At 66.5% G+C, this 21759-nt stretch carries 13 protein-coding genes; 9 read left to right on the top strand and 4 right to left on the bottom strand.

What is annotated here, in order from left to right; all coding sequences use genetic code 11:
• Positions 1–36: 36 nt before the first annotated feature.
• The 3 genes from ACXZ1M_RS03685 to ACXZ1M_RS03675 are packed head-to-tail and all read right to left on the bottom strand — an operon-like array spanning position 37 to position 2468.
• Entirely contained in the window at positions 37–1290 is a 1254-nt protein-coding gene (locus ACXZ1M_RS03685) for an ATP-binding protein (RefSeq protein WP_459051857.1), read from the bottom strand.
• Positions 1290–2021 (bottom strand): response regulator, encoded by a 732-nt coding sequence (locus ACXZ1M_RS03680; protein WP_373987988.1) that lies wholly within the window; start codon positions 2019–2021, stop codon positions 1290–1292. Before ACXZ1M_RS03680 ends, ACXZ1M_RS03685 begins: the two co-directional genes overlap by 1 nt.
• 15 nt (positions 2022–2036) lie before the next feature.
• Positions 2037–2468: a Spy/CpxP family protein refolding chaperone gene (locus tag ACXZ1M_RS03675; protein WP_459051856.1), complete on the bottom strand. Its 432-nt coding sequence runs from the start codon at positions 2466–2468 to the stop codon at positions 2037–2039.
• Between the two features lie 245 nt (positions 2469–2713).
• Between ACXZ1M_RS03675 and ACXZ1M_RS03670 the strand changes: the two genes are divergently transcribed.
• The 9 genes from ACXZ1M_RS03670 (at position 2714) to ACXZ1M_RS03630 (ending at position 19629) form a co-directional block, all read left to right on the top strand.
• Entirely contained in the window at positions 2714–4081 is a 1368-nt protein-coding gene (locus ACXZ1M_RS03670) for an efflux RND transporter periplasmic adaptor subunit (protein WP_459051855.1), read from the top strand.
• Complete coding sequence (locus tag ACXZ1M_RS03665; protein ID WP_459051854.1) at positions 4078–7185, top strand: efflux RND transporter permease subunit; 3108 nt, start codon at positions 4078–4080, stop codon at positions 7183–7185. The genes ACXZ1M_RS03670 and ACXZ1M_RS03665 overlap by 4 nt, the downstream gene beginning before the upstream one ends.
• Entirely contained in the window at positions 7182–10490 is a 3309-nt protein-coding gene (locus tag ACXZ1M_RS03660; protein ID WP_459051853.1) for an efflux RND transporter permease subunit, read from the top strand. Before ACXZ1M_RS03665 ends, ACXZ1M_RS03660 begins: the two co-directional genes overlap by 4 nt.
• Positions 10487–11920 (top strand): efflux transporter outer membrane subunit, encoded by a 1434-nt coding sequence (locus ACXZ1M_RS03655; protein ID WP_459051852.1) that lies wholly within the window; start codon positions 10487–10489, stop codon positions 11918–11920. The genes ACXZ1M_RS03660 and ACXZ1M_RS03655 overlap by 4 nt, the downstream gene beginning before the upstream one ends.
• 100 nt (positions 11921–12020) lie before the next feature.
• Positions 12021–14570: a chemotaxis protein CheB gene (locus tag ACXZ1M_RS03650; RefSeq protein ID WP_459051851.1), complete on the top strand. Its 2550-nt coding sequence runs from the start codon at positions 12021–12023 to the stop codon at positions 14568–14570.
• 1 nt (position 14571) lies between these two features.
• A complete protein-coding gene (locus ACXZ1M_RS03645) occupies positions 14572–16308 on the top strand; it encodes a PAS domain-containing sensor histidine kinase (RefSeq protein ID WP_459051850.1) in 1737 nt (578 codons plus the stop codon).
• Between the two features lie 32 nt (positions 16309–16340).
• On the top strand, positions 16341–18476 hold the full coding sequence (locus ACXZ1M_RS03640) for a S46 family peptidase (RefSeq protein ID WP_459051849.1): 2136 nt from the start codon (positions 16341–16343) through the stop codon (positions 18474–18476).
• A 32-nt stretch (positions 18477–18508) separates the two neighbouring features.
• Positions 18509–19117, top strand: coding sequence for a nicotinamide riboside transporter PnuC (pnuC, locus tag ACXZ1M_RS03635; protein WP_459051848.1), 609 nt, complete (start codon positions 18509–18511; stop codon positions 19115–19117).
• Positions 19114–19629 (top strand): AAA family ATPase, encoded by a 516-nt coding sequence (locus tag ACXZ1M_RS03630; RefSeq protein ID WP_459051847.1) that lies wholly within the window; start codon positions 19114–19116, stop codon positions 19627–19629. The genes pnuC and ACXZ1M_RS03630 overlap by 4 nt, the downstream gene beginning before the upstream one ends.
• Here ACXZ1M_RS03630 and ACXZ1M_RS03625 read toward each other — a convergent pair.
• On the bottom strand, positions 19626–21755 hold the full coding sequence (locus tag ACXZ1M_RS03625; protein WP_459051846.1) for a TonB-dependent siderophore receptor: 2130 nt from the start codon (positions 21753–21755) through the stop codon (positions 19626–19628). The two genes, ACXZ1M_RS03630 and ACXZ1M_RS03625, sit on opposite strands and share 4 nt — an antisense overlap.
• Between the last annotated feature and the right edge of the window lie 4 nt (positions 21756–21759).

Raw genomic sequence — 21759 nt, 5'->3', positions numbered from 1 at the left:
CTGCGCGGGAGCGACGGGTAATTGGCGGTTGCGACGTTAAATCAGCGGCAGCGTCACTTCGAAGCAGCTGCGCCCATCTTTCATCAGGGCGCAGCGCGCTTCGCCGCCGTGGCGGCGGGCGATCTGGCGCACCAGCGCCAGGCCAAGTCCGGCGCCGGTGTTGTCCAACGTGCCGCGCCGGCGGAAGAAGGGCTCGAACACCCGCTCGAATTCCGGATCCGGCACGCCCGGTCCCTTATCCCACACCCGCAAAGTCGCCACGCCGCCGGCGCACGTGATCTGCACGTTCGCCGGCGGCACGCCGTGGCGGTGCGCATTCTCCAGCAGGTTGCGCAGCAGGCGGCGCAGCAGGCGCGGATCGCCTCGTATCACGGCCGATTCGCCATCCAGATCGGTGTCGTCGTAGCGCGCGCATTCCTCCGCCGCCAGCGCCAGCAGGTCCAGTTCCTCCGTATCCGTGTTTTCCTGCAGCGCGCCCAAACGGCTGGCCAGCAGGATCTCGTCCAGCAGATCGTTCAGTTCCGCGATGTCCTGCTCCAGGCCCGCGCGGCGCTTCGGATCAATGCCCTCGGGGATCAACTCCAGCGCCAGGCGGATGCGCGCCAGCGGCGTGCGCAGTTCGTGCGAGGCGTTGGCCAGCAGCGTCTTGTGCGCACCCACCAGCTGTTCGATCTGGTCGGCCGCGCGGTTGAAGCTTTGCGCCAGGCGCGCCACTTCGTCCTTGCCCTCGACCGGCACGCGCGCGGTCAGGTCGCCGGCGCCCAGCTTTTCCACGCCGTGCTGCAGGCGTTCCAGCCGCTTGGTCAAATGCCGCACCAGCGGGAAGGCCGCCACGCCAAGGCCGATGGCCAGCATCAGCAAGGCGTTGTGCAGCATGGCCTTGGGTCGGGTGAAGCCCAGCGGTTCACTGGACAGCAGGCGGCGGCCGTCCGGCAGGCGGACATAGGATTCCGGCGGCGGACCGGTCACGCCCTGGCGCCGCCAGTGGCGAGCCGGGATCTGCTCCCCGACCACGGCCAGCGGCCGCCAGTCGCGCGTGTACAGCGTCATGTGGGCATTCAGGCCGTCGGCCACGCGGGCCAGCGCGGCCTGTTGCACCTCCGGCGGCGCGTCGATCGGCGCCAGCACGTTCTGCATCACCTGCGCCAGCGTGTTGTTGGAGCGTTCCAGCGGACTGCCGCTGCGGTTCCAGATCATGATCACCGCAAAGACGAACAGCACCAGGATGAACAGCAGCGCCACGTAGAAGCGGAAGTAGAGGCGCGGCAGGCCTATGTTGAAGCGGCCCATCAGTCCTGCACCTTGGCGAACAGGTAGCCGGCGCCGCGCACGGTGATGATGCGGCGCGGCTTTTTCGGATCGTCTTCCACGGCTGCGCGGATGCGCGACATGTGGACGTCGATCGAGCGGTCGAAGGCTTCCAGCGGTTCGCCCTTGAGCAGGTCCATCAGCGCATCGCGCGACAGCACGCGGCCGGCGTGTTTGGCCAGCACCAGCAGCAGGTCGAACTGGTAGGCGGTCAGTTCGCATGGCACGCCGTCGAGGCGGGCGGCGTGGGCGGCCGGATCGATCTCCAGGCGGCCGAAGCGCAGGAATTCATCGGCGGCGCGGGCGCTGCCGGCGCTGCGCGGCGTATCGAGGTGGCGTACGTCGACCCGGCGGCGCAGGATCGCGCGCAGGCGCGCCAGCAGCTCGCGCGGTTCGAAAGGCTTGGGCAGGTAGTCGTCGGCGCCGATCTCCAGGCCGACGATGCGGTCGATGGCGTCGCCGCGCGCGGTCAGCATCAGCACCGGCACGTCGGAACTGGTGCGCAGCTTGCGGCAGACATCCAGGCCGTCCATGTCGGGCAGCATCAGGTCGAGGATTACGGCGTCGATCTCGGCGGCGGCGATGTGGGTCATGGCGGCGGCGCCGGTCGGCGCATGGGTAACGCGAAAGCCCGCCTGGCTCAGATACTCGATGAGCATCTCGGCCAGGCGGGGATCGTCTTCTACCAGCAAAATACGGTCTACAGGATTCATGCGTTCCATTCTATATTACATGCCTCGGAATCGACGTCCATGGCTCAGGTGTTCGGCCAGCTTGCTACGCTGTTCCGGCGTCAGCGTGTCGCCGATGTCGGCCACCAGTTGCAGCAGGCGTTTCGAGGCCTGGTCGGCCAGCACCAGGCCTTGCTGGCGCGACGCTTCCAGCGCGGCGCGGTCGATGACCGGCGCGCCGGCCTGCTGCAGTAGCTGTTTATGCAACTGCTGCAGCTGTTCGTGCAGCGGCTTGAGGTCGGCCATGGCGGCTTTCACCAGCGGGTCGATCTTGGCTTTCTGCGCATCGGTGGCCTGCACTTCGGCATACAGGCGGGCGATATGCGAGTGGCCGCCGTGGTGGCGCTCGACGGCGAAGGCGCCCACGCCCACGGCCAGCGTGGAGCCCAGCAGGAAGGCGGCGATGGTTTGGCGGTTGAAGAACTTCATGATGTGGTCCTCGGTAAGTGGCAGTGAATCCAGTATGCGGAGCTTGCGTTGAGGAGCGATGTCGCGCCGGTAAAGATATGTAAAGCCAGATTAACGCCAGGTGAGCAAAGTCCTTGATTTGTAGCGAGTTTGTATCCGCCGCGCCCAGACCCACAGACATCGCCAAATCTCTATGCTAGAGTCCACGCATTGAGGCCGTGGCGCACTTGCCATGGACACGCACGTCTACAAAAAAAAGGACCACGATGGATGCACCAGCCAAGCCGACTTTGAACGCCAACCCGCCAAAACGCAGCCGCAAATTGCTCGGCAGCGTGATCGCCGTCGCCGCCATGGCGGGACTGGGCGGCCTGGCCTGGTATCTGACCCATCAACCGCCGGCCACCGGTGGCGCCAACGCGCAAGGCGCTGGCGGCCCCGGTCCCGGCGGTCCTGGCGGGCCGGGAGGCCCGGGCGGTGGCGGACGACGCAACGCGGCCACCACGGTCGGCGTGGCCACGGCCGAGAAACTCGATATTCCGGTGACGCTGGAAGCGCTGGGCACCGTCACCGCCGCAGCCACCACCACGGTGCGCCCGCAGGTGTCGGGCATCCTGCAGAAGGTGCTGTTCAAGGAAGGACAGATGGTCAAGGCCGGCCAGGTGCTGGCGCAGATCGATCCGCGCCAGTTCGAAATGTCGCTGATGCAGGCCAGCGGCACCCGCCAGCGCGATGAGGCGCAGCTGGAAAACGCCAAGCTGACGCTGAACCGCTACCGCACCCTGTTGGGCCAGGACTCGATCGCGCGCCAGGACGTTGACACGCAGGCGGCGCTGGTCAAGCAGCTGGAAGGCACGGTCATGACCGACAAGGCGTCCGAGGGCACGGCCAGGCTCAATCTCGGCTACACAAAAGTGGTGGCGCCGATTTCCGGCCGCGTGGGTCTGCGCGCGGTCGATATCGGCAACCTGGTGGGCTCGGGCGATACCGCCGGCATCGCGACCATCACCCAGCTGTCGCCGATCGACGTCGAGTTCTCGATTCCACAGGATAGCGTGCCGGAAGTGGCGCAGCGCGTGAACGACGGCGCGAGCCTGCCGGCGCTGGCGCTAGACCGCACCCGCGTCAATACGCTCGACAGCGGCAAGTTCTATGCGCTGGACAATCAGATCGATACGCAGACCGGCACCGTCAAGGCCAAGGCGCGCTTCGGCAACGCCAAGGCCACGCTGTTCCCGAGCCAGTTCGTCAACGTGCGGCTGGAGCTGCGCACCATCAAGGATGCGGTGATGGTGCCGGTGACGGCGGTCCGCCACGGTAACAGCGGCGATTTCGTGTATGTGCTCAAGGAAGACAAGACGGTCACCGTGCGCCCGGTCAAGCGCGGCGCCTCGACGGCGGACAAGGTGCAGATCACCGACGGCCTGAAACTGGGCGAGCAGGTGATTACCGAGGGTGCCGACCGCCTGAAGGAAGGCGCGAAAGTGACGCTGCCGGGGCAGGGTGGCCAAGGCCAGGGTCATGGCAAGCGCGATGGCGCGGCCGCAGCCGCAGCCGGATCTGCAGCGGCGTCGGGCGAAGCGCCGGCCGGTGAACACCGCCGCCGCAGCAAGGAAGGCGCGGCCAAGCAATGAGTCCATCCGCACCATTCATCCAGCGCCCGGTAGCGACTTCGCTGCTGATGCTGGCGATCGTCCTGGCGGGCATAGTCGGCTTCAAGTTCCTGCCGTTGTCGGCGCTGCCGCAGGTGGACTTCCCGACCATCCAGGTGCAGACGCTGTACCCGGGCGGCAGCCCGGAAGTGATGGCGCAGACCGTGACCGCGCCGCTGGAGCGCCAGTTCGGCGCGATGGCCGGCCTTTCGCGCATGAGTTCCACCAGCGCCGCCGGCGTCTCCATCGTCACCCTGCAGTTCGGCCTGGGCCAGTCGCTGGACGTGGCCGAGCAGGAAGTGCAGGCCGCCATCAACGCCGGCAACTCGCTGCTGCCGACCGACCTGCCGGCGCCGCCGGTGTACGCCAAGGTCAATCCGGCCGACGCGCCGGTGCTGACGCTGGCGATCACCTCGGACTCGATGCCGCTGACCGAAGTGCAGAACATCGTCAACACGCGCCTGGCGCTGAAGATCAGCCAGGTGTCCGGCGTCGGACTGGTGACGCTGAGCGGCGGCCAGCGGCCGGCCGTGCGCATCCAGGCCGATACCAACGCGCTGGCCTCGTATGGCCTCGGCCTCGACACGCTGCGCACCGCCATCACGGCGGCCAACGCCAACGGCGCCAAGGGCAGCTTCGACGGTCCGACCCGCGCCTACAGCATCAACGCCAACGACCAGCTGGTGACCGCCAAGGATTACAAGGAACTGATCCTGGCCTACAAGAACGGCGCCCCGGTGCGCCTGACCGACGTGGCGCAGGTGGTCGACAGCGCCGAGAACGTGGAGCTGGGCGCCTGGGCCAACACCAGGCAGGCCATCATCCTCAACGTGCAGCGCCAGCCCGGCGCCAACGTCATCGCCACCGTGGACGGCATCAAGGCACGCCTGCCGGAACTGCAGGCCGGCCTGCCGGGCGCCATGCACGTGGACGTGCTGAGCGATCGCACCACCGGCATCCGCGCCTCGGTGGAACACGTGGAGATCGAACTGCTGCTGGCCGTGGTGCTGGTGGTGCTGGTGATCTTCGCCTTCCTGCATAGCCTGCGCGCCACCGTGATCGCCAGCCTTTCGGTGCCGATTTCGCTGATCGGCACCTGCGGCGTGATGTATTTGCTCGGCTATAGCCTGAACAACCTGTCGCTGATGGCGCTGACCATCGCCACCGGCTTCGTGGTCGACGACGCCATCGTCATGATCGAAAACATCGCCCGCTACATCGAGGAGGGCGAAACGCCGATGGCCGCCGCGCTGAAAGGCGCCAAGCAAATCGGCTTCACCATCATCTCGCTGACGGTATCGCTGATCGCGGTGCTGATTCCGCTGCTGTTCATGGGCGACGTTGTGGGCCGCCTGTTCCGCGAATTTGCGATCTCGCTGGCGATCACCATCCTGATTTCCGCCGTGGTGTCGCTGACGCTGGTGCCGATGATGTCGGCGCGCTGGCTGAAGAGCCACGCCGACGAAAAGCAGAGCCGCTTCGCGCAGCGCTTCCAGAAGTTCTTCGACTGGGTGATCGGCCACTACGACACCTCGCTGACCTGGGTCATCAAGCATAGCGGCCTGACGCTGCTGGTGGCGCTAGGCACCTTGCTGCTGACGGTGCTGCTGTACGTGGTGATCCCGAAAGGCCTGTTCCCGACCCAGGACACGGGCCAGTTGCAAGCGCGCCTGGAAACCGGCAAGGCCATTTCCTACGCCAAGATGGCGGAGCTGCAGCAGCAGGCGGCCAAGGTCATCCTGCAAGACCCGGACGTCAACAACCTCAGTTCCGTGGTGGGCGTGGATGCGGCCCACAACACCATGCTGCATACCGGCAGCATGCTGATCAACCTGAAGCACGAGCGCATCGGCAGCCAGCAGGAGACCATCGACCGCCTGCGCAACCGCGTGGCCGAGATTCCGGGCCTGACTCTGTATCTGCAACCGACGCAGGACTTGACCATCGACGCCGAAAGCGGCCCGACCCAGTTCCGCGTGTCGATCGAAGGCGCCGACAACGCCACCGTCAACGAATGGGCGGCCAAGCTGGCCAACCAGATGCGCACCAAGCACGAAGTGCGCAACGTGGTGTCGGACGTGGGCGCCAGCGCCAACGCGGCCTACGTCACCGTCGACCGCGACACGGCCTCGCGCCTGTCGGTCACCGCCGCCTCCATCGACGACGCGCTGTACAGCGCCTTCGGCCAGCGCATCGTCTCGACCATCTTCACCGAGACCAATCAGTACCGCGTGATCCTGGAAGCGCGCCGCGACGACATCACCACCCCGGCCGACCTGGGCAACCTGCAATTGAAGACCGGCTCCGGCAAGCCTACGCCGCTGTCGGCCGTGGCCACTGTGACCGAACGCCAGGCGCCGCTGCAGATCACCCACGTGGCGCAGTATCCGGCCACCACGCTGGGCTTCGACACCGCCGCCGGCGTTTCGCTCGGCACGGCGGTGGACAGCATCCGCGACGCGGCCGCCGAGATCAAGCTGCCGGCTTCCGTGACGCTGACCTTCCTCGGCGCCGCCGGCGCGTATCAGAACTCGCTGTCGAACCAATTGTGGCTGATCCTGGCCGCCGTCATCTGCGTCTACATCGTGCTGGGCGTGCTGTATGAAAGTTATATCCACCCGCTGACCATCCTGTCGACGCTGCCGTCGGCCGGCGTGGGCGCCTTGCTGGCGCTGCTGGTCACGGGGCAGGGACTGGGTGTGATCGGCATCATCGGCATCATCCTGCTGATCGGTATCGTCAAGAAGAACGCCATCATGATGATCGACTTCGCCATCGAGGCCGAGCGCGATGGCGGCAAGTCGCCGCGCGAAGCCATCCACCAGGCCGCGCTGCTGCGCTTCCGGCCGATCCTGATGACCACTTTGGCCGCGCTGTTCGCCGCCGTGCCGCTGATGTTCGGCTGGGGCGAAGGCTCGGAGCTGCGCCGTCCACTGGGCCTGGCCATCTTCGGCGGCTTGATCGTCAGCCAGATGCTGACGCTGTACACCACGCCGGTAATCTACCTGGGCTTCGACAGCCTGGCGCGCCGCTTGCGCGGCAAGCCTGCGCCGGCGGACAAACCCGTTGAAGGCGGTGCGCTGTGAACCTGTCGTCGCCCTTCGTCAAGCGTCCTATCGCCACTGTCCTGCTGACGATAGGCCTGGCGCTGGCCGGCATCGGCGGGTTCTTCGTGCTGCCGGTAGCGCCGCTGCCGCAGGTGGACTTCCCGGTCATCAGCGTCAACGCCACGCTGCCGGGCGCCAGTCCGTCCACCATGGCGACCAGCGTGTCGACGCCGCTGGAGCGCCACCTTGGCACCATCGCCGGCGTCAACGAGATGACTTCGCAGTCGAGCACCAGCAGCTCCAACGTGACGCTGCAGTTCGACTTGAACCGCAACGTCGACGCCGTGGCGCGCGAGGTGCAGGCGGCCATCAACGCCAGCCGCGCCGACCTGCCGTCCACGCTGCGCAGCAACCCGACCTACCGCAAGGCCAATACCTCCGGCGCGCCGATCATCATCCTGGCGCTGACCTCCAAAACCCGCACGCCGGGCCAGATCTACGATTCGGTATCGAACATCGTGCTGCAACGCCTGTCGCAGGTGACCGGCGTCGGCGACGTGGAGCTGGGCGGCAGTTCGCTGCCGGCCGTGCGCGTGGAACTCAATCCCTATGCGCTGAACCAGCAGGGCCTGGCGATGGAGGACGTGCGCGCCGCCATCCAGGCCGCCAACGCCAACCGGCCGCGCGGCGCGATCCAGGGTGACGGCCGCCGCCTGCAGATTTATACCGAATCGGCCAATGCCAGCGGCGGCCGCAGCGCCGCCGATTATCGCCGCCTGATCGTCGGCTTCCGCAACGGCACGCCGATTCGCCTGCAGGACGTGGCGGAAGTGGTGGACGGCGTGGAAGACCAGAACAACCTCGGCCTGTTCAACGGCCAGCCGGCCATCATCGTGCTGCTGCGCTCCCAGGCCGGCGCCAACGTGATCGAAACCGTGGACAGCGTGCGTGCGCAGCTGCCCACTTTGCAGGCGCAGCTGCCGCCGGACGTGACCATCCAGGTGGCCAGCGACAGCACCAATTCGATCCGCTCCTCGCTGCACGAAATCGAAGTCACGCTGATCATCTCCATCCTGCTGGTGGTGCTGGTGGTGAGCGTCTTCCTGCGCAATGTGCGGGCCACCATCGTGCCGGCGGTGGCCACCGTGGTGTCGCTGCTGGGCACCTTCGGCGTGATGTATCTGCTGGGCTTCAGCCTGAACAACCTGTCGCTGATGGCGCTGACCGTGGCCACCGGCTTCGTGGTCGACGACGCCATCGTGGTGCTGGAAAATACCACTCGTCACATCGAGGCCGGCATGGACCGCTTCGAGGCGGCGCTGCTGGGCGCGCGCGAGGTGGGCTTCACCGTGCTGTCGATCAGCCTTTCGCTGATCGCCGTGTTCATTCCGTTGCTGTTCATGGGCGGCCAGTTCGGCGCGCTGTTCAAGGAATTTGCCATCACGCTGTCGGCGGCTGTGATGATTTCGCTGGTGATCTCGTTGACCACCACGCCGATGATGTGCGCGTGGCTGCTGTCGCCGAATTCGCACAGCGCCAAGCCGCCGGGCCGCATCGCGCGCTTCTTCGAACGCGGCTTCGACATCGTCCTGAAAGGCTATGAGCATAGCCTGGACTGGGCGCTGGGCAGCGTGTGGCTGGTGATGCTGAGCCTATTGTTCGTGATCGGCCTGAATGTCTACCTGTTCGCGGCCATTCCCAAGGGCGGCTTCCCGCAGCAGGACACGGGCCAGATCAACGGCGGCATCCGAGCCGACCAGAGCATCTCGTTCCAGGCGATGCAGGGCAAGTTGCGCCAACTGGTCAACATCATCAAGGAAGATCCGGATGTGGCGACGGTGGTGGGCTTCACCGGCGGCCGGCGCGCCGGCGGCGGTTTCATGTTCATCAACCTGAAGCCGGCCAGCCAGCGTTCGGTGGCGGGGCAGGCGGTGATTGCGCGCCTGCGGCCCAAGCTGGCCAAGGTCACTGGCGTGAGCCTGTTCCTCAGCCCCGTGCAGGATTTGCGTTCGGGCGGCCGTTCGGCCAATGCCAATTACCAGTACACGCTAAAAAGCGATAACCAGGCCGACCTGAAAAAATGGGCGACCCGGCTGGCCGAGGCGATGAAGGGCCAGAAGTCGCTGATCGACGTCGATTCCGACCAGGCCGAGAATGGCGTCGAGACCTTCGTCACCATCGACAAGCAGAGCGCGGCGCGCCTGGGCGTCTCCGCCAGGGATGTCGACAATGCGCTGTACAACAGCTTTGGCCAGCGCCAGGTGGCGACCATCTACGATGAGCTGAACCAGTACAAGGTCATCATGGAAGTGCCGCGCGGGTTCGCCAAGAGCCCGAATGCACTGAACGATGTGTATGTGCCGTCGAAGGGCTTGCCGTCGCCGTCCGCCACCAATCCGAGCGGAGCGCCGACGGCGACGACCACTACGACCACTACGACCACGACGACGACCACCGGCAGCACGGCCAGCACCGGCACGACAGGCAGCACCGCCGCCAACGTCGCCGCGCCGGCGGTCAAGGATGCCTCGTCCGGATCGGCGCTAAGCACCGCCGCCACCACCATGGTGCCGCTGTCGACGCTGGCGACGTTCGCCGAAAGCTCGGCCGCCACCTCGATCAACCACCAGGACGGCGAACTGGCCACCACCATTGCCTTCAACCTGGCCGAAGGCGCCAGCCTGTCCGACGCGGCGGAGCAGATCAAGGCGGCCGAAGCGGAAATCGCCATGCCGAACAATGTGCGCGGCAGTTTCGCCGGCGCCGCCAAGGCCGCGCAGGACAGCAACAAGTCGCTGCCGCTGCTGATCCTGGCGGCCATCGTGGTGATCTACATCGTGCTGGGCATCCTGTACGAAAGCCTGGTCCACCCGGTGACGGTGCTGACCACGCTGCCGTCGGCCGGCGTCGGCGCGGTGCTGGCGCTGCTGGTGTTCAAGATGGAATTCTCGACGATAGCTTTGATCGGCATCTTCCTGCTGATCGGTATCGTCAAGAAGAACGCCATCCTGATCATCGACTTCGCGCTGGAGGCCGAGCGTTCGCGCGGACTGTCGCCGCGCGAGGCCGTGCGCGAGGCTTGCATGCTGCGCTTCCGCCCGATCCTGATGACCACCCTGGCCGCCGCGCTGGGCGCGCTGCCGCTGGCGATCGGTTTCGGCGAAGGCTCGGAACTGCGCCAGCCGCTGGGCGTCGCCATCATCGGCGGCTTGATCGCCAGCCAGTGCCTGACACTTTTGACCACGCCCGTGGTCTACATCCTGATGGACAAGCTGCGCCGCCGCAGCCCCTCCGAACAACAATTCAGCCGTATCCAAGGCGGCGAGTCGCCGATTACACCATGAACCCACACGTAACAACGCCCCGTTATCCACTGATCGCACTGGCCGTGGCGTCCGCGCTGCTGACCGCGTGCTCGGTCACCCCGACCTACAACACGCCCGCCACGCCGCAGCCGGTCGCTTACAAGGAAACGCCGAGCGACGCCGACAAGGCGGCCGCCGGCTGGACCGCCGCCGCGCCGGCGGACACGCTGGAACGCGGCCCGTGGTGGCAGCTGTTCTCCGACCCGATCTTGAACGATCTGGCCGACACGGTGGAGGTGAACAACCAGAACGTGGCATCCGCCGTGGCCGCGTATGCGCAGGCGAGGGCGCTGGTGGCCGAGCAGCGCGCCGCGCTGTTCCCCAGCGTGGACCTGAACGGCAGCGCCACCCGCTCCGGCGGTGGCGGCAACACGCCGACGGCCAGCCAGTACCGCGCCAACATCGGCGCCAGCTGGGAGCCGGACCTGTGGGGCCGGCTGCGCGCCGGCGCCGGCAGCGCCAACGCCAACCTGCAAGCCAGTGCCGCCGAACTGGCCGCCGCGCGCTTGTCGGCGCAGGGCGAGCTGGCCACCAACTACTTCTCGCTGCGCCAGACCGACGCCGAAAAAGCGCTGCTCGACGCCACTGTGGAAGGCTACCAGCGCGTGCTGCAGATTACCCAGAACCGCTTCGACGCCGGCATCGCCGCCAAGTCCGACCTGCTGCAGGCGCAAACCCAGCTGGCCAACGCCCGCATCGACCAGATCTCGCTGGTGCGCCAGCGCGCCACGCTGGAACACGCCATCGCGGTCCTGCTGGGCAAGGCGGCCGGCGAGTTCACGCTGGCGCCGGCCGCCTGGAGCATCGTGGTGCCGGACGTGCCGACCGGCGTGCCGTCCACGCTGCTGCAGCGCCGGCCCGACATCGCCGCCGCCGAGCGCCGCGTGGCCGCCGCCAATGAGCAGATCGGCATCGCCCGCAGCGCCTATTTTCCGAGCCTGAACCTGAGCGGCTCCTTCGGCTACGGCGCCGCCTCCACCGGCGGCTTGTTCAACGCCTCCAACAATCTGTGGTCGCTCGGCCTGTCGGCGGCGCAGACGCTGTTCGACGCCGGCGCCACCAAGGCCCGCGTCAGCGGCGCCGAGGCCGGGCGCGACCAGGCCATCGCCGCCTACCGCCAGACCGTGCTGACCGCATTTGCCGACGTCGAGAACCAGCTGGCCGCCACCCGCACGCTGGCGCAACAGCAGGATCTGCGCCGCGCCGCCTCCGAGGCGGCCGACCAGGTCGAGGTGCAGATGCTTAACCGCTACCGCGCCGGCCAGGTCAGCTACAGCGAGGTGGTGACGGCGCAGCAGACCGCGCTGAGCGCGCGCCGTTCGCTGGTGCAGGCGCAGGTCGATCGCCAGACCACGGCGATTGCGCTGATCCAGTCGCTGGGCGGCGGCTGGCATGCGGACGCGCGCTAGGCCCATGCTTGGTTTTTGTTGCGGTCCTTTGTATAATCGGCTGGCAAGATGTAGATAAAGCCCACTTCTTCCAGCCTAGAGCGCTGGTGGCCACGCCCAGATGAGTAAACGTAGCGCCGTTGCCGTACCAGTAGCCGAGGCAACGATTCCTGTTGTCGGCATCGGTGCGTCCGCCGGCGGCCTCGATCCGATCTGCGAATTCCTCTCGGCCGTGCCGCCGGCCAGTGGCTTCGCCTATGTGGTGGTGCAGCACCTTGGGCCGCTGAACTCCGGCGTGCTGCCCGAGTTGCTGAGCCGTGTCACGCCGATGCCGGTGTGCGAGGTGGAGGACGGCATGCCGGTCGAGGCCGGGCATGTGTACGTGATCCCGCCCAACCGCGATCTGGGCCTGCGCGACCGCCGTTTTGCCGTGCTGCCGCGTGGGGACGTGCACGGCGGCCACTTGCCGATCGATACCTTCTTCCGCGCCCTGGCCGGCGATTGCCGCGAGCAGGCGGTCGGCGTCGTGCTGTCGGGGATGGGCGAGGACGGCAGCGAAGGCCTGCGCGCGATCCGCGAGAACGACGGCCTGACCCTGGTCCAGCTGCCGGAGTCGGCCAAGTTCGATCCCATGCCCAGCGCCGCCATCGCCGCCGGCGTGGTCGACGTGGTGGCGCTGCCGGGCGAGATGGCGGCCCGCCTGGCCGACTGGCGCGATGGCCGCGACGGGCCGCTGCAGGCGGCGCTCCAGCACAACGAACTGCAGCAGTTGTACGCGCTGCTGTTGCAGCAGACCGGCGCCAACTTCACCGACTACAAGCTGAGTACCGTGTTGCGCCGCATCGACCGCCGCATGAAGCTGCGCCAGCGGGCCACGCTGTCCGCGTATGTCGCCTACCTGCGCGAGAATCCGGCCGAGATCGACCTGCTGTTCAAGGAACTGTTGATCGGCGTGACCAACTTTTTCCGCGACCCCAAGGTGTGGGACTACCTGATGGCGAGCGCGCTGCCACCGCTGCTGGCCGCGCATCCGCAGGGCGCCAACTTCAAGGCCTGGGTGCCGGCCTGCTCCACCGGCGAGGAAGCCTATTCGCTGGTGATTGCCTTTAATGAGGCGCTGGCACAGTTGCGCCCCGACGCGCAGTATACGCTGCAGGTGTTCGCCACCGACCTGGACGAAGACGCCATCACCCGCGCGCGCCAGGGCCTGTTCAGCGATGCCATCGCGGAGCATGTCTCGCCCGAGCGGCTGAAGCGCTACTTCCTGCCGGCCGAGAATGGCGGCTACCGCATCCGCAAAGACGTGCGCAACACCATCATCTTCGCGCGCCAGAACGTGATTTCCGATCCGCCGTTCACCAAGCTCGATATCCTGTGCTGCCGCAATCTGCTGATCTACTTCACGGCCAAGCTGCAGGAACAACTGATCCCGCTGTTCCATTACGCGCTCAAGACCGGCGGCCTGCTGATGCTGGGCAGCGCCGACACGCCGGGTAATTTCCACGAACTGTTCGCGCCGATGCAGGGGGCGGGGCGCATCTACCGGCGCCTGGACGCCAGCATCCACCGGGTAGCCAATTATTTTCCGACGCGCGTCAGCAGCGTGTCGCTTCCACCAGCCAGCGAGCCGAATCTGCCAACCATGAACGGAAATCTCCAACACCAGGTCGAGCAGCAGCTGCTGCGCAAGCACACGCCGGCGGCCGTGCTGCTCAATGTCCACGGCGACATCCTGTACATCCACGGCCGCACCGGCGCCTACCTGGAGCCGGCCGCCGGCAAGGCCAACTGGAACATCCACGCCATGGCGCGCGAAGGCCTGCGCCACGAGCTGGCCGAGTTGCTCAAGCGCGCGGCGCTGGAGGAGGGCATGCTGGCCGTGCGCGGCCTGATCCAGCGCGACGCCGACGGCAAGCCGTCGCAGGCGCTGGACCTGACCGCCGAGGCGATGCCGGCCGACGGCCCGCTGTCGGGTAGCGTGCTGGTGACTTTCGCCATGGCGCCGCTGCCGCGCGAGAAGTCGCGCGCGCGCTCGAGCAATCCCCATGTGCTGGAGCTGGAGCAGCAACTGGCCCAGGCGCGCCTGGAGATCCAGACCGTGCGCGACGAAATGCAGGCCTCGCGCGAGGAACTCAAGTCGGCCAACGAGGAACTGCAGTCGACCAATGAAGAGCTGCAGTCTACCAACGAGGAGCTGACCACCTCCAAGGAAGAGATGCAATCGCTGAACGAGGAACTGTACACCGTCAACGCCGAGCTGCAGTCCAAGGTGGACGACCTGTCGCTGGTCAACGGCGACATGAAGAATCTGCTCAACAGCACCGACGTCGCCACCATCTTCCTCGACGGCGAGCTGCGCGTGCGCCGCTTCACCGACAAGGCAAAGCAGATCTACAAGCTGATCCCGTCGGACGTCAACCGCCAGTTGAGCGATATCACCAGCGACCTTGATTATCCGGACCTGGAGCAAGACGCACACGAGGTGCTGCGGACGCTGGTGTTCTGCGAACGTGAGATCCCGACCCGCAACGGCGGCTGGTTCACGGTGCGCATCATGCCCTACCGGACGGTGGAAAACGTGATCGACGGCGTTGTGGTCACCTTCATCAATATCACGAACGCCAAGGCGCTCGAAGCGCAGCTGCGCTCCATGCAGAAAGGGGCGCAGTAACATGGTGCGCGGGCCGCGCCCGGAGCTGGACGCGGACGCCCTGCGCGCCGCCGCCGAGCACACCGTCTCCGTGCTGGGCGTGAACGGCGTGCCGCCGCCGGACGCCGATAGCGACGTGCTGCGCCAGTGGCACGAGCTGCAGGTGAGCCAGATCGAACTGGATCTGCAAAACCAGGCGCTGACCGAGCTGCAGGAGGAGCGCGACCACGCCGAAGCGGTGCGCGACCGCTACGCCGAGCTATATGACCTGGCGCCGTCCGGCTACCTGTCGCTGGACGCCGCCGGCCGGATCCTGCGCGCCAACCATGCCGCCGCCGAGTTGCTGGGCGTTTCGCGCAACGATTTGCCGGGGCGCCGTTTCGAACACTTCGTGGCGCCGCAGGCGCAGGCCGGGCTGCGCAGCTTCCTGGCGCGGTTGTTCGGCAACGGCGTGCGCGCCGTGGTGGAGCTGCCGTTGTTCGACCCGGCCGCCGGCGAGGACGACGCGGCGCTACGCCAGGTCCACCTCGAAGCCAATCTGGATCAGGTGCACCGCAAGTGCCGGGTGATCCTGACCGACATGGGCACGCCGGACGTGCGCGAGGCGGCGCGGCGGCGCGCCTTCGAGGTGCTGGACAATATCAACGAGGGCGTGCTGGTGTGCGACGCCGACCAGCGCATCGTCACCGTCAACCCAGCCTTTACCCGGCTGACCGGCTACGCGGTGGAGGAAGCGCTGGGCCGCAATCCGCGCTTCCTCGGCCGCCACGAGGCGCACCCGGTCGGCTACCATGCCGAGGCCATGCGCTGCCTGCGCAGCTATGGCCGATGGGAGGGCATGGTGCACAACCGCCGGCGCGACGGCACACCCTACGTGGCGTCGATGTCGTTATCGGTGATGCGCAACACCGACGGCGCGATTACCCATTACATCGGCGTGTTCTCGGACATTACCGCACGCTTGCGGGCCGAGTCGGACCTGTTGGCGTTGTCGCGCGAGCTGGACGCGCGCGTGGTGGCGCGCACCGCCGAGCTGACCGAGGCCAACCGCCTGCTGCTGCAGGAGGTGGCCGAGCGGCGGCGCGCCGAGGCGCAACTGCACGCCTCGCGCGAACAGCTGCGCAAGCTGGCCGAGCACCTGGAGACGGTCAAGGAGGATGAGCGCCAGCGCATCGCGCGCGACATCCACGACGAGCTGGGGCAGAACCTGCTGGCGCTGCGCATCGACGTCGGCATGTTGCACGAGCGTACCGGCACGCGCCACGCGCGCCTGCACCAGCGCACGGAACTGGCACTGGAGAACCTCGACGCCACCATCCGCAGCGTGCGCGGCATCATGAACGAACTGCGGCCGGCGGTGCTGGACCTGGGCCTGCCGGCGGCACTGGAGTGGCAGGCGGCCGAGTTCCGCAAGCGCAGCGGCCTGGCCTGCACGCTGGCGCTGGCCGACGAGGCGGCGCTGGCCGGGGTCTCGCCGCAGCTGGACACGGTGCTGTTCCGCGCCGTGCAGGAGGCGCTCAGCAATGTGCGCCGCCACGCCAACGCGCGCCACGTCGACATCGTGCTGGCGGTGCGCGAGAGCCGGCTGTCGCTGAGCGTGACCGACGACGGCGTCGGCATGGCGCCGGCGCAGCGCGAAAAACCGGATTCCTTTGGTCTGATCGGCATGGCGCAGCGGGTGGCGGCACTGGGCGGGCAACTCGATATCACCAGCCCCGAGGCCGGCGGCTGTAGGCTGACGCTGAGCTTCGATCTATAATATCGGCGCCGAATTCAACCTGGGGCCATATCTTGTTAAAAAAATTAGTCATTCCAGCCGCGCTGCTGTGCGTCACGAGCGCATACGCCGACGAAGGCCAATGGCAGCCGTACCAGCTGCCGCAATTGAAATCCGAACTGAAACGCGTCGGCATCGCCATCCCGGCGGAGAAGCTGGCCGACCTGTCGAAACACCCGATGAGCGCCATCGTTTCGCTGGGCGGCTGCTCGGCGTCGTTCGTGTCGGACGCCGGCCTGGTGGTCACCAATCACCACTGCGCGTATGGCGCCATCCAGCGCAACTCGACCCCGGAACACAATTACATCGCCAACGGCTTCCTGGCCAAGACCCGCGCGCAGGAACTGCCGGGCGGCCCGAACACGCTGGTGTACGTGACCGACAAGGTGGAAAACGTCACCGCCCGCGTGCTGAAGGATATCGCGCCGTCGATGAGCGGCAAGCAGCGCAGCGAAGCGGTGGAAAAATCGATCAAGGCGCTGATTGCCGAATGCGAGAGCGACAAGTTCTATCGCTGCTCGGTGCCGGCCTTCCATCGCGGCCTTGAGTACTACCGCATCCGCCAGATGATGATCCGCGACGTGCGCCTGGTGTACGCGCCGGCCAATTCGCTGGGCGACTTCGGCGGCGACATCGACAACTACGAATGGCCGCGCCACGTGGGCGACTACTCCTTCCTGCGCGCCTACGTCGGCAAGGATGGCCGCCCGGCCGAGCCGTCGCCGGACAACGTGCCGTACAAGTCCAAGGACTTCTTGGTGGTGTCGGCCGAAGGCCTGAAGAACGGCGATCCGGTGCTGCTGGCCGGCTATCCGGGCCGCACCAGCCGCTACAAGCTGCCGTCGGAAATCCGCTACGCGCGCGACGCCGCCTATCCGGCCAAGGCGTCGGAGATCCAGTCCGACCTGGACGTGATCGCAGCAAGCACCAAGGACAGCGAAGCGGCCGCCGTGCGTTACGCCAGCGTGGTCAAGAGCCTCAACAACGTGATGAAGAAAACCCGTGGCCTGATGGACGGCTTCGCGCGCAAGGACATCGCCGCCATCAAGGACGTGCAGGACGCCGAGTTCCGCGCCTGGTACGGCAAGCAGGCCGGCGTGTCGAAGACGCTGCTGGCCGAGCTGGACGCCGTGATCGCCGCCGACATCGCGCTGAGCGACGAGGAATTCGGCTACAGCGTCGCCACCACCGGCGACCTGCTGAAGTCCGGCGCCACCTTGTACCGCTTGGCGCAGGAAAGCGCCAAGCCGGACGCCGAACGTGAAAGCGGCTACCAGCAGCGCGACCTGGCCTTCATCAAGGCACGCCTGAACCGCCTGGAACAGTCGTATGTGGCCGGCGTGGACCAGGCCCGCTTCGTGGCGGCCCTGCAGCGCTACGCCAAGCTGCCGAAGTCCATGCACGTGGCGGAGCTGGACGCGCTGCTGCCGGCGGCGGACGCCGTGCCTGCGCTGTACGCGCAGTCGCAACTGGGCGACACCGCGCAACGCCTGGCGTGGGTCGGCAAGGACGCCGACGCTGTGCGCGCCTCGAACGACGCCTTCCTCAAGCTGGCGGTGAAGATCGACGGCGTGGCGCAGTCGCTCAAGGAACGCCGCAAGGAATTGGACGGCAACCTGGAACGTGTGATCCCGCAATACATGGCGGCCGTGATCGCGTACAAGAAGTCGCAGGGCAAGCCGGTCTATCCGGATGCGAATTCGACGCTGCGCGTGACCTATGGCACCGTGTCGCCGTACTCGCCGAAGGACGGCATCACCAAGGGCCCGTTCACCACCATCGAAGGCATCGTTGAGAAGAACACCGGCAAGGAGCCGTTCAACGCGCCGGCCAATCTGCTGGAAGCCATCAAGGCCAAGCGCTACGGTCAGTTCAAGGATACTATCCTGGGCACGGTGCCGGTCGACTTCCTGACCAGCGCCGACACCACCGGCGGCAATTCCGGTTCGGCGGTGATGAACAAGCGCGGTGAGCTGATCGGCCTGAATTTCGATTCGACCTACGAGTCCATCACCAAGGACTGGTACTTCGACCGCGACATCACCCGCGCCATCCATCTGGATATCCGGTATATGCTGTGGGTGATGGCGGAAGTCGACCATGCCGACAACCTGCTCAAAGAAATGACCATCAAGTACCCTAAAAAATGAACACGCTGCCGCTCCTGTTAAGTTATGCGAATATGCCTTTGCACCTGGCAGTATTTGCCACGACTCCGCTGGAGCTGCTGTCGTTCATGCTGTCGGTGGCGACGGTGTGGTTCAACATCCGCCAGAGCCATTGGGGCTGGCTGTTTGCGATCATCTCGTCGGCCACCTATGGTCTGGTATTTTTCGGTTCGCGCCTGTACGGCGACATGGGCCTGCAACTGGTGTTCATCGCCGTCTCGATCTTCGGCTGGTATCAATGGCTGAAGGGCGACGACAGCCATGAGCGACTGCCGGTCACTTCGCTGACGGCGCGCGGCCGCTGGACCGCCGCCGCCGCGTGGCTGGGCGGCTTCGTGGTGCTGGCCTGGTTCCTCAAGACCTATACCGATACCGACGTGCCGCACTCGGACGGCTTCTTGACGGCCGGTTCGCTGGTCGGCCAGCTGCTGCTGTCGCGTAAAAAGATCGAGAACTGGCACGTCTGGATCATCGTCGACGTGCTGTATGTGGGCCTGTACCTGCACAAGAACCTGATCCTGACCGCGATCCTGTACGGCGTCTTCGTCGGCATGGCGGCGGTCGGCCTGCGCGCATGGAGCGGCGACACCGGCACCGGCGGCCGCCGCCTGGCGCTGGAATGAAACGGGTCGCGATACTCGGCACGGCGTCTTCCGGCAAGACCACGCTGGCCGCCGCGCTGGCGCAGCGCTACGGCACCTTGTGGGTGCCGGAATACCTGAGGGAGTTCGTGGACGCCGCCGGCCGCGTGCCGGTGGCGGCGGACCAGATCCACATCGCCCGCACGCAGCGCGCGCACGAGGAGGTGGCCGCGCCGCGCGCGCACGGCTTCCTGTTCTGCGACACCACGCCGTTGATGACGGCGGTCTACAGCCGCCATTATTTCGGCGGCATAGACGATCAACTGGCCGTCCTGGCCGATGCGCATGCAAGCGATTACGACGTCACGCTGGTGACGGCATCCGACATCCCGTGGGTGGCGGACGGCCTGCAACGTGAAGATGAAGAAGTGAGCATCACCATCAACCGCATGCTGCTGGAAGAACTGGCGGCACGCGGCATTCCCTACCTGCCGGTGAGCGGCAGCGTCGAACAGCGCGTCGCCACGGTGGCGAGCGCGCTGGCCCAACTTTAAAGGTCGAACTGCGCCGACACGCGGAAGGTACGCGAGGCGCCCGGCATCAGATAGCCGCCCAGGTCCGGCGTGACATCGCGCCAGTAGAACTTGTCGAAGGCGTTGTCGATGCCGGCGCGGAAGGTCGTGCCGACGTTGCCGATGCGGGTGGCGTAGGACGCGCTCAGGTTGGTCACGTGGTACTTCGGCACGAACACGGTGTTGGCCGCGTCGAAGGCTTTCTTGCCGGAGTAGAGCCAGTTGGCGCCGACCTTCAGGCCCGTCACTTGCGGCACCGCGTAGTCCGCATACACCGAAGACTTGAACGCGGCGACGTCGGTCACGCGCTTGCCGTCCAGCTCCGCCGAACCGGTGCCGCTTTGCTGCGTGTTGAGCGCGGTGGCCGAGAAGCCCACCGTCAGCTCGCGCGTGGCGCGGCCGTTCAACGACAGTTCGAGGCCACGGTTCTGCGCCTCGCCGTTGCGCACGTAGTATTTGTCGGCGTCCGTGTATTCCAGGCCTTTGCGGATCTGGAACAGGGCCACGGTGGCGCTCAGGTCCTGGCGCAGGTCGGCTTTGATGCCCACTTCCACCTGCTTCGATTTACTTGGCGCCAGCGCGCGGTGCCTGTTCTTGGTGCCCAGCGGCGCCACGCCGCCATGTTCCAGGCCCTGCGCGTAGGAGGCGTACATGGCGACGTTGGGACGCACGTTGTACACCAGTGCCACGTTCGGCAGCCAGAAGCCGATATCGGTGTGGGCGTACGGCGGCGGCACAAGCTCGTCTTCGTCCGGCTCCACATATTCGTCGCGCTTGACCTGGACGTAGCGCGCGCCCGCGTGCAGCTTGAGCTGCGCGTTCAGGCTGACGATGTCCTGCGCGAACACGGCGCGCTCGTTGTCGCGGCGGCGCTCGGCCACCGGACCGCTGTCGCCCTCGGCCGGTGGCACCACCACCGGATGGTAGATATTGCTGGTGCCGGAATAGTCGTACAGGTAGTCGCCCCATTTTTCGCTGTTCTTGAAGAACGACGCGCCGACGGTGAGTTCGTGCTCGATGGCGCCCGAGGCGAAGCGGCCTTGCAGCAGCGCCTGCGCCGTCAGCGGCGATTTCTTCTCGCCCTTGCTGATGTAGTTGTAGACGTCGTAGTCGCCATTGCCGCAGTAGCCCGGATACAGGTCCTGCGCGCTGCAGCCGTAAGGGAAGGCGGTGTAATCGTCGCGCTTGAAGTGGTGCTGGTTGGCGCTGAGGGTGGCGTTCCATTCGGGCGAGAACTGGTATTCGAAGCGCACGCCGATATTGCTGCTAGTGGTTTCAACGGGACGGGTCCACGGCTGGTCGTTGAGCAGCACGTCGGCATCGACCACCGGCAGGGTGAGGTTGTTGAGCAGCTGGTAGCCCGGCGCGGTGATCTGCGATTTGCGTTGGTAGTCGGCGTCGATCTGCAGCAGCGCCTGTGGCGAGATGCGCCAGTCGAAGGCGCCGGAGACGAACTTGCGGTTGCCGTCCGCGCCCTTGATGTAGGAGCGCAGGCGCTCGCCGGCGGCGTTGATGCGGTAGCCGAAATCGCTGTTCTCGAAGCGGCCGCCCAGGTCGAGCGCGCCGTACAGCGTGCCGCGTTCACGCGTTTCCAGCACCACGGTGCGCAGCGGCGTGTCGGTCGGGCGCTTGGTGACGAAGTTGATCATGCCGCCCGGCGCGCTGACGCCGGCCTGCAGGCCGGACAGGCCTTTGAGCACTTCCAGGCGTTCCTTGTTCTCCAGCGGGATCTGGGTGTCGCCGGCGATGGCGGTGCCGTCCTTGCGGTAGCTGGACGCGTTGTCCAGTTTGAAGCCGCGGATCGAAAACTGCTCGGCGTAGCCGACCGCGTTGTAGGCGTCGCTCAGGCTGGCGTCGAATTTGGCGGCGTCGGTGGTGGAGCGGATCTGCAGGTCGAGCATCTGCTGAGCCGTGATCACGCTGACCGAGGCCGGGGTCTCCAGCAGCGGCGCATTGGAAAAGCCGGCCACGGCGGCCGAGGCGGCGCGGGTCTTGGTGGCGGTGACGACGACTTCCTGCATCGTCTGGTCGACCTCTTCGGCGGCGGCGGAAGTCATCTGTAACACCGCCAACGCGATGGCGGTCACTGCAAGGTTTGGTGTGGACATATCT

The organism is Duganella paludis (genome assembly GCF_054461335.1).
This window is presented reverse-complemented; position numbering and strand designations above follow the sequence as displayed.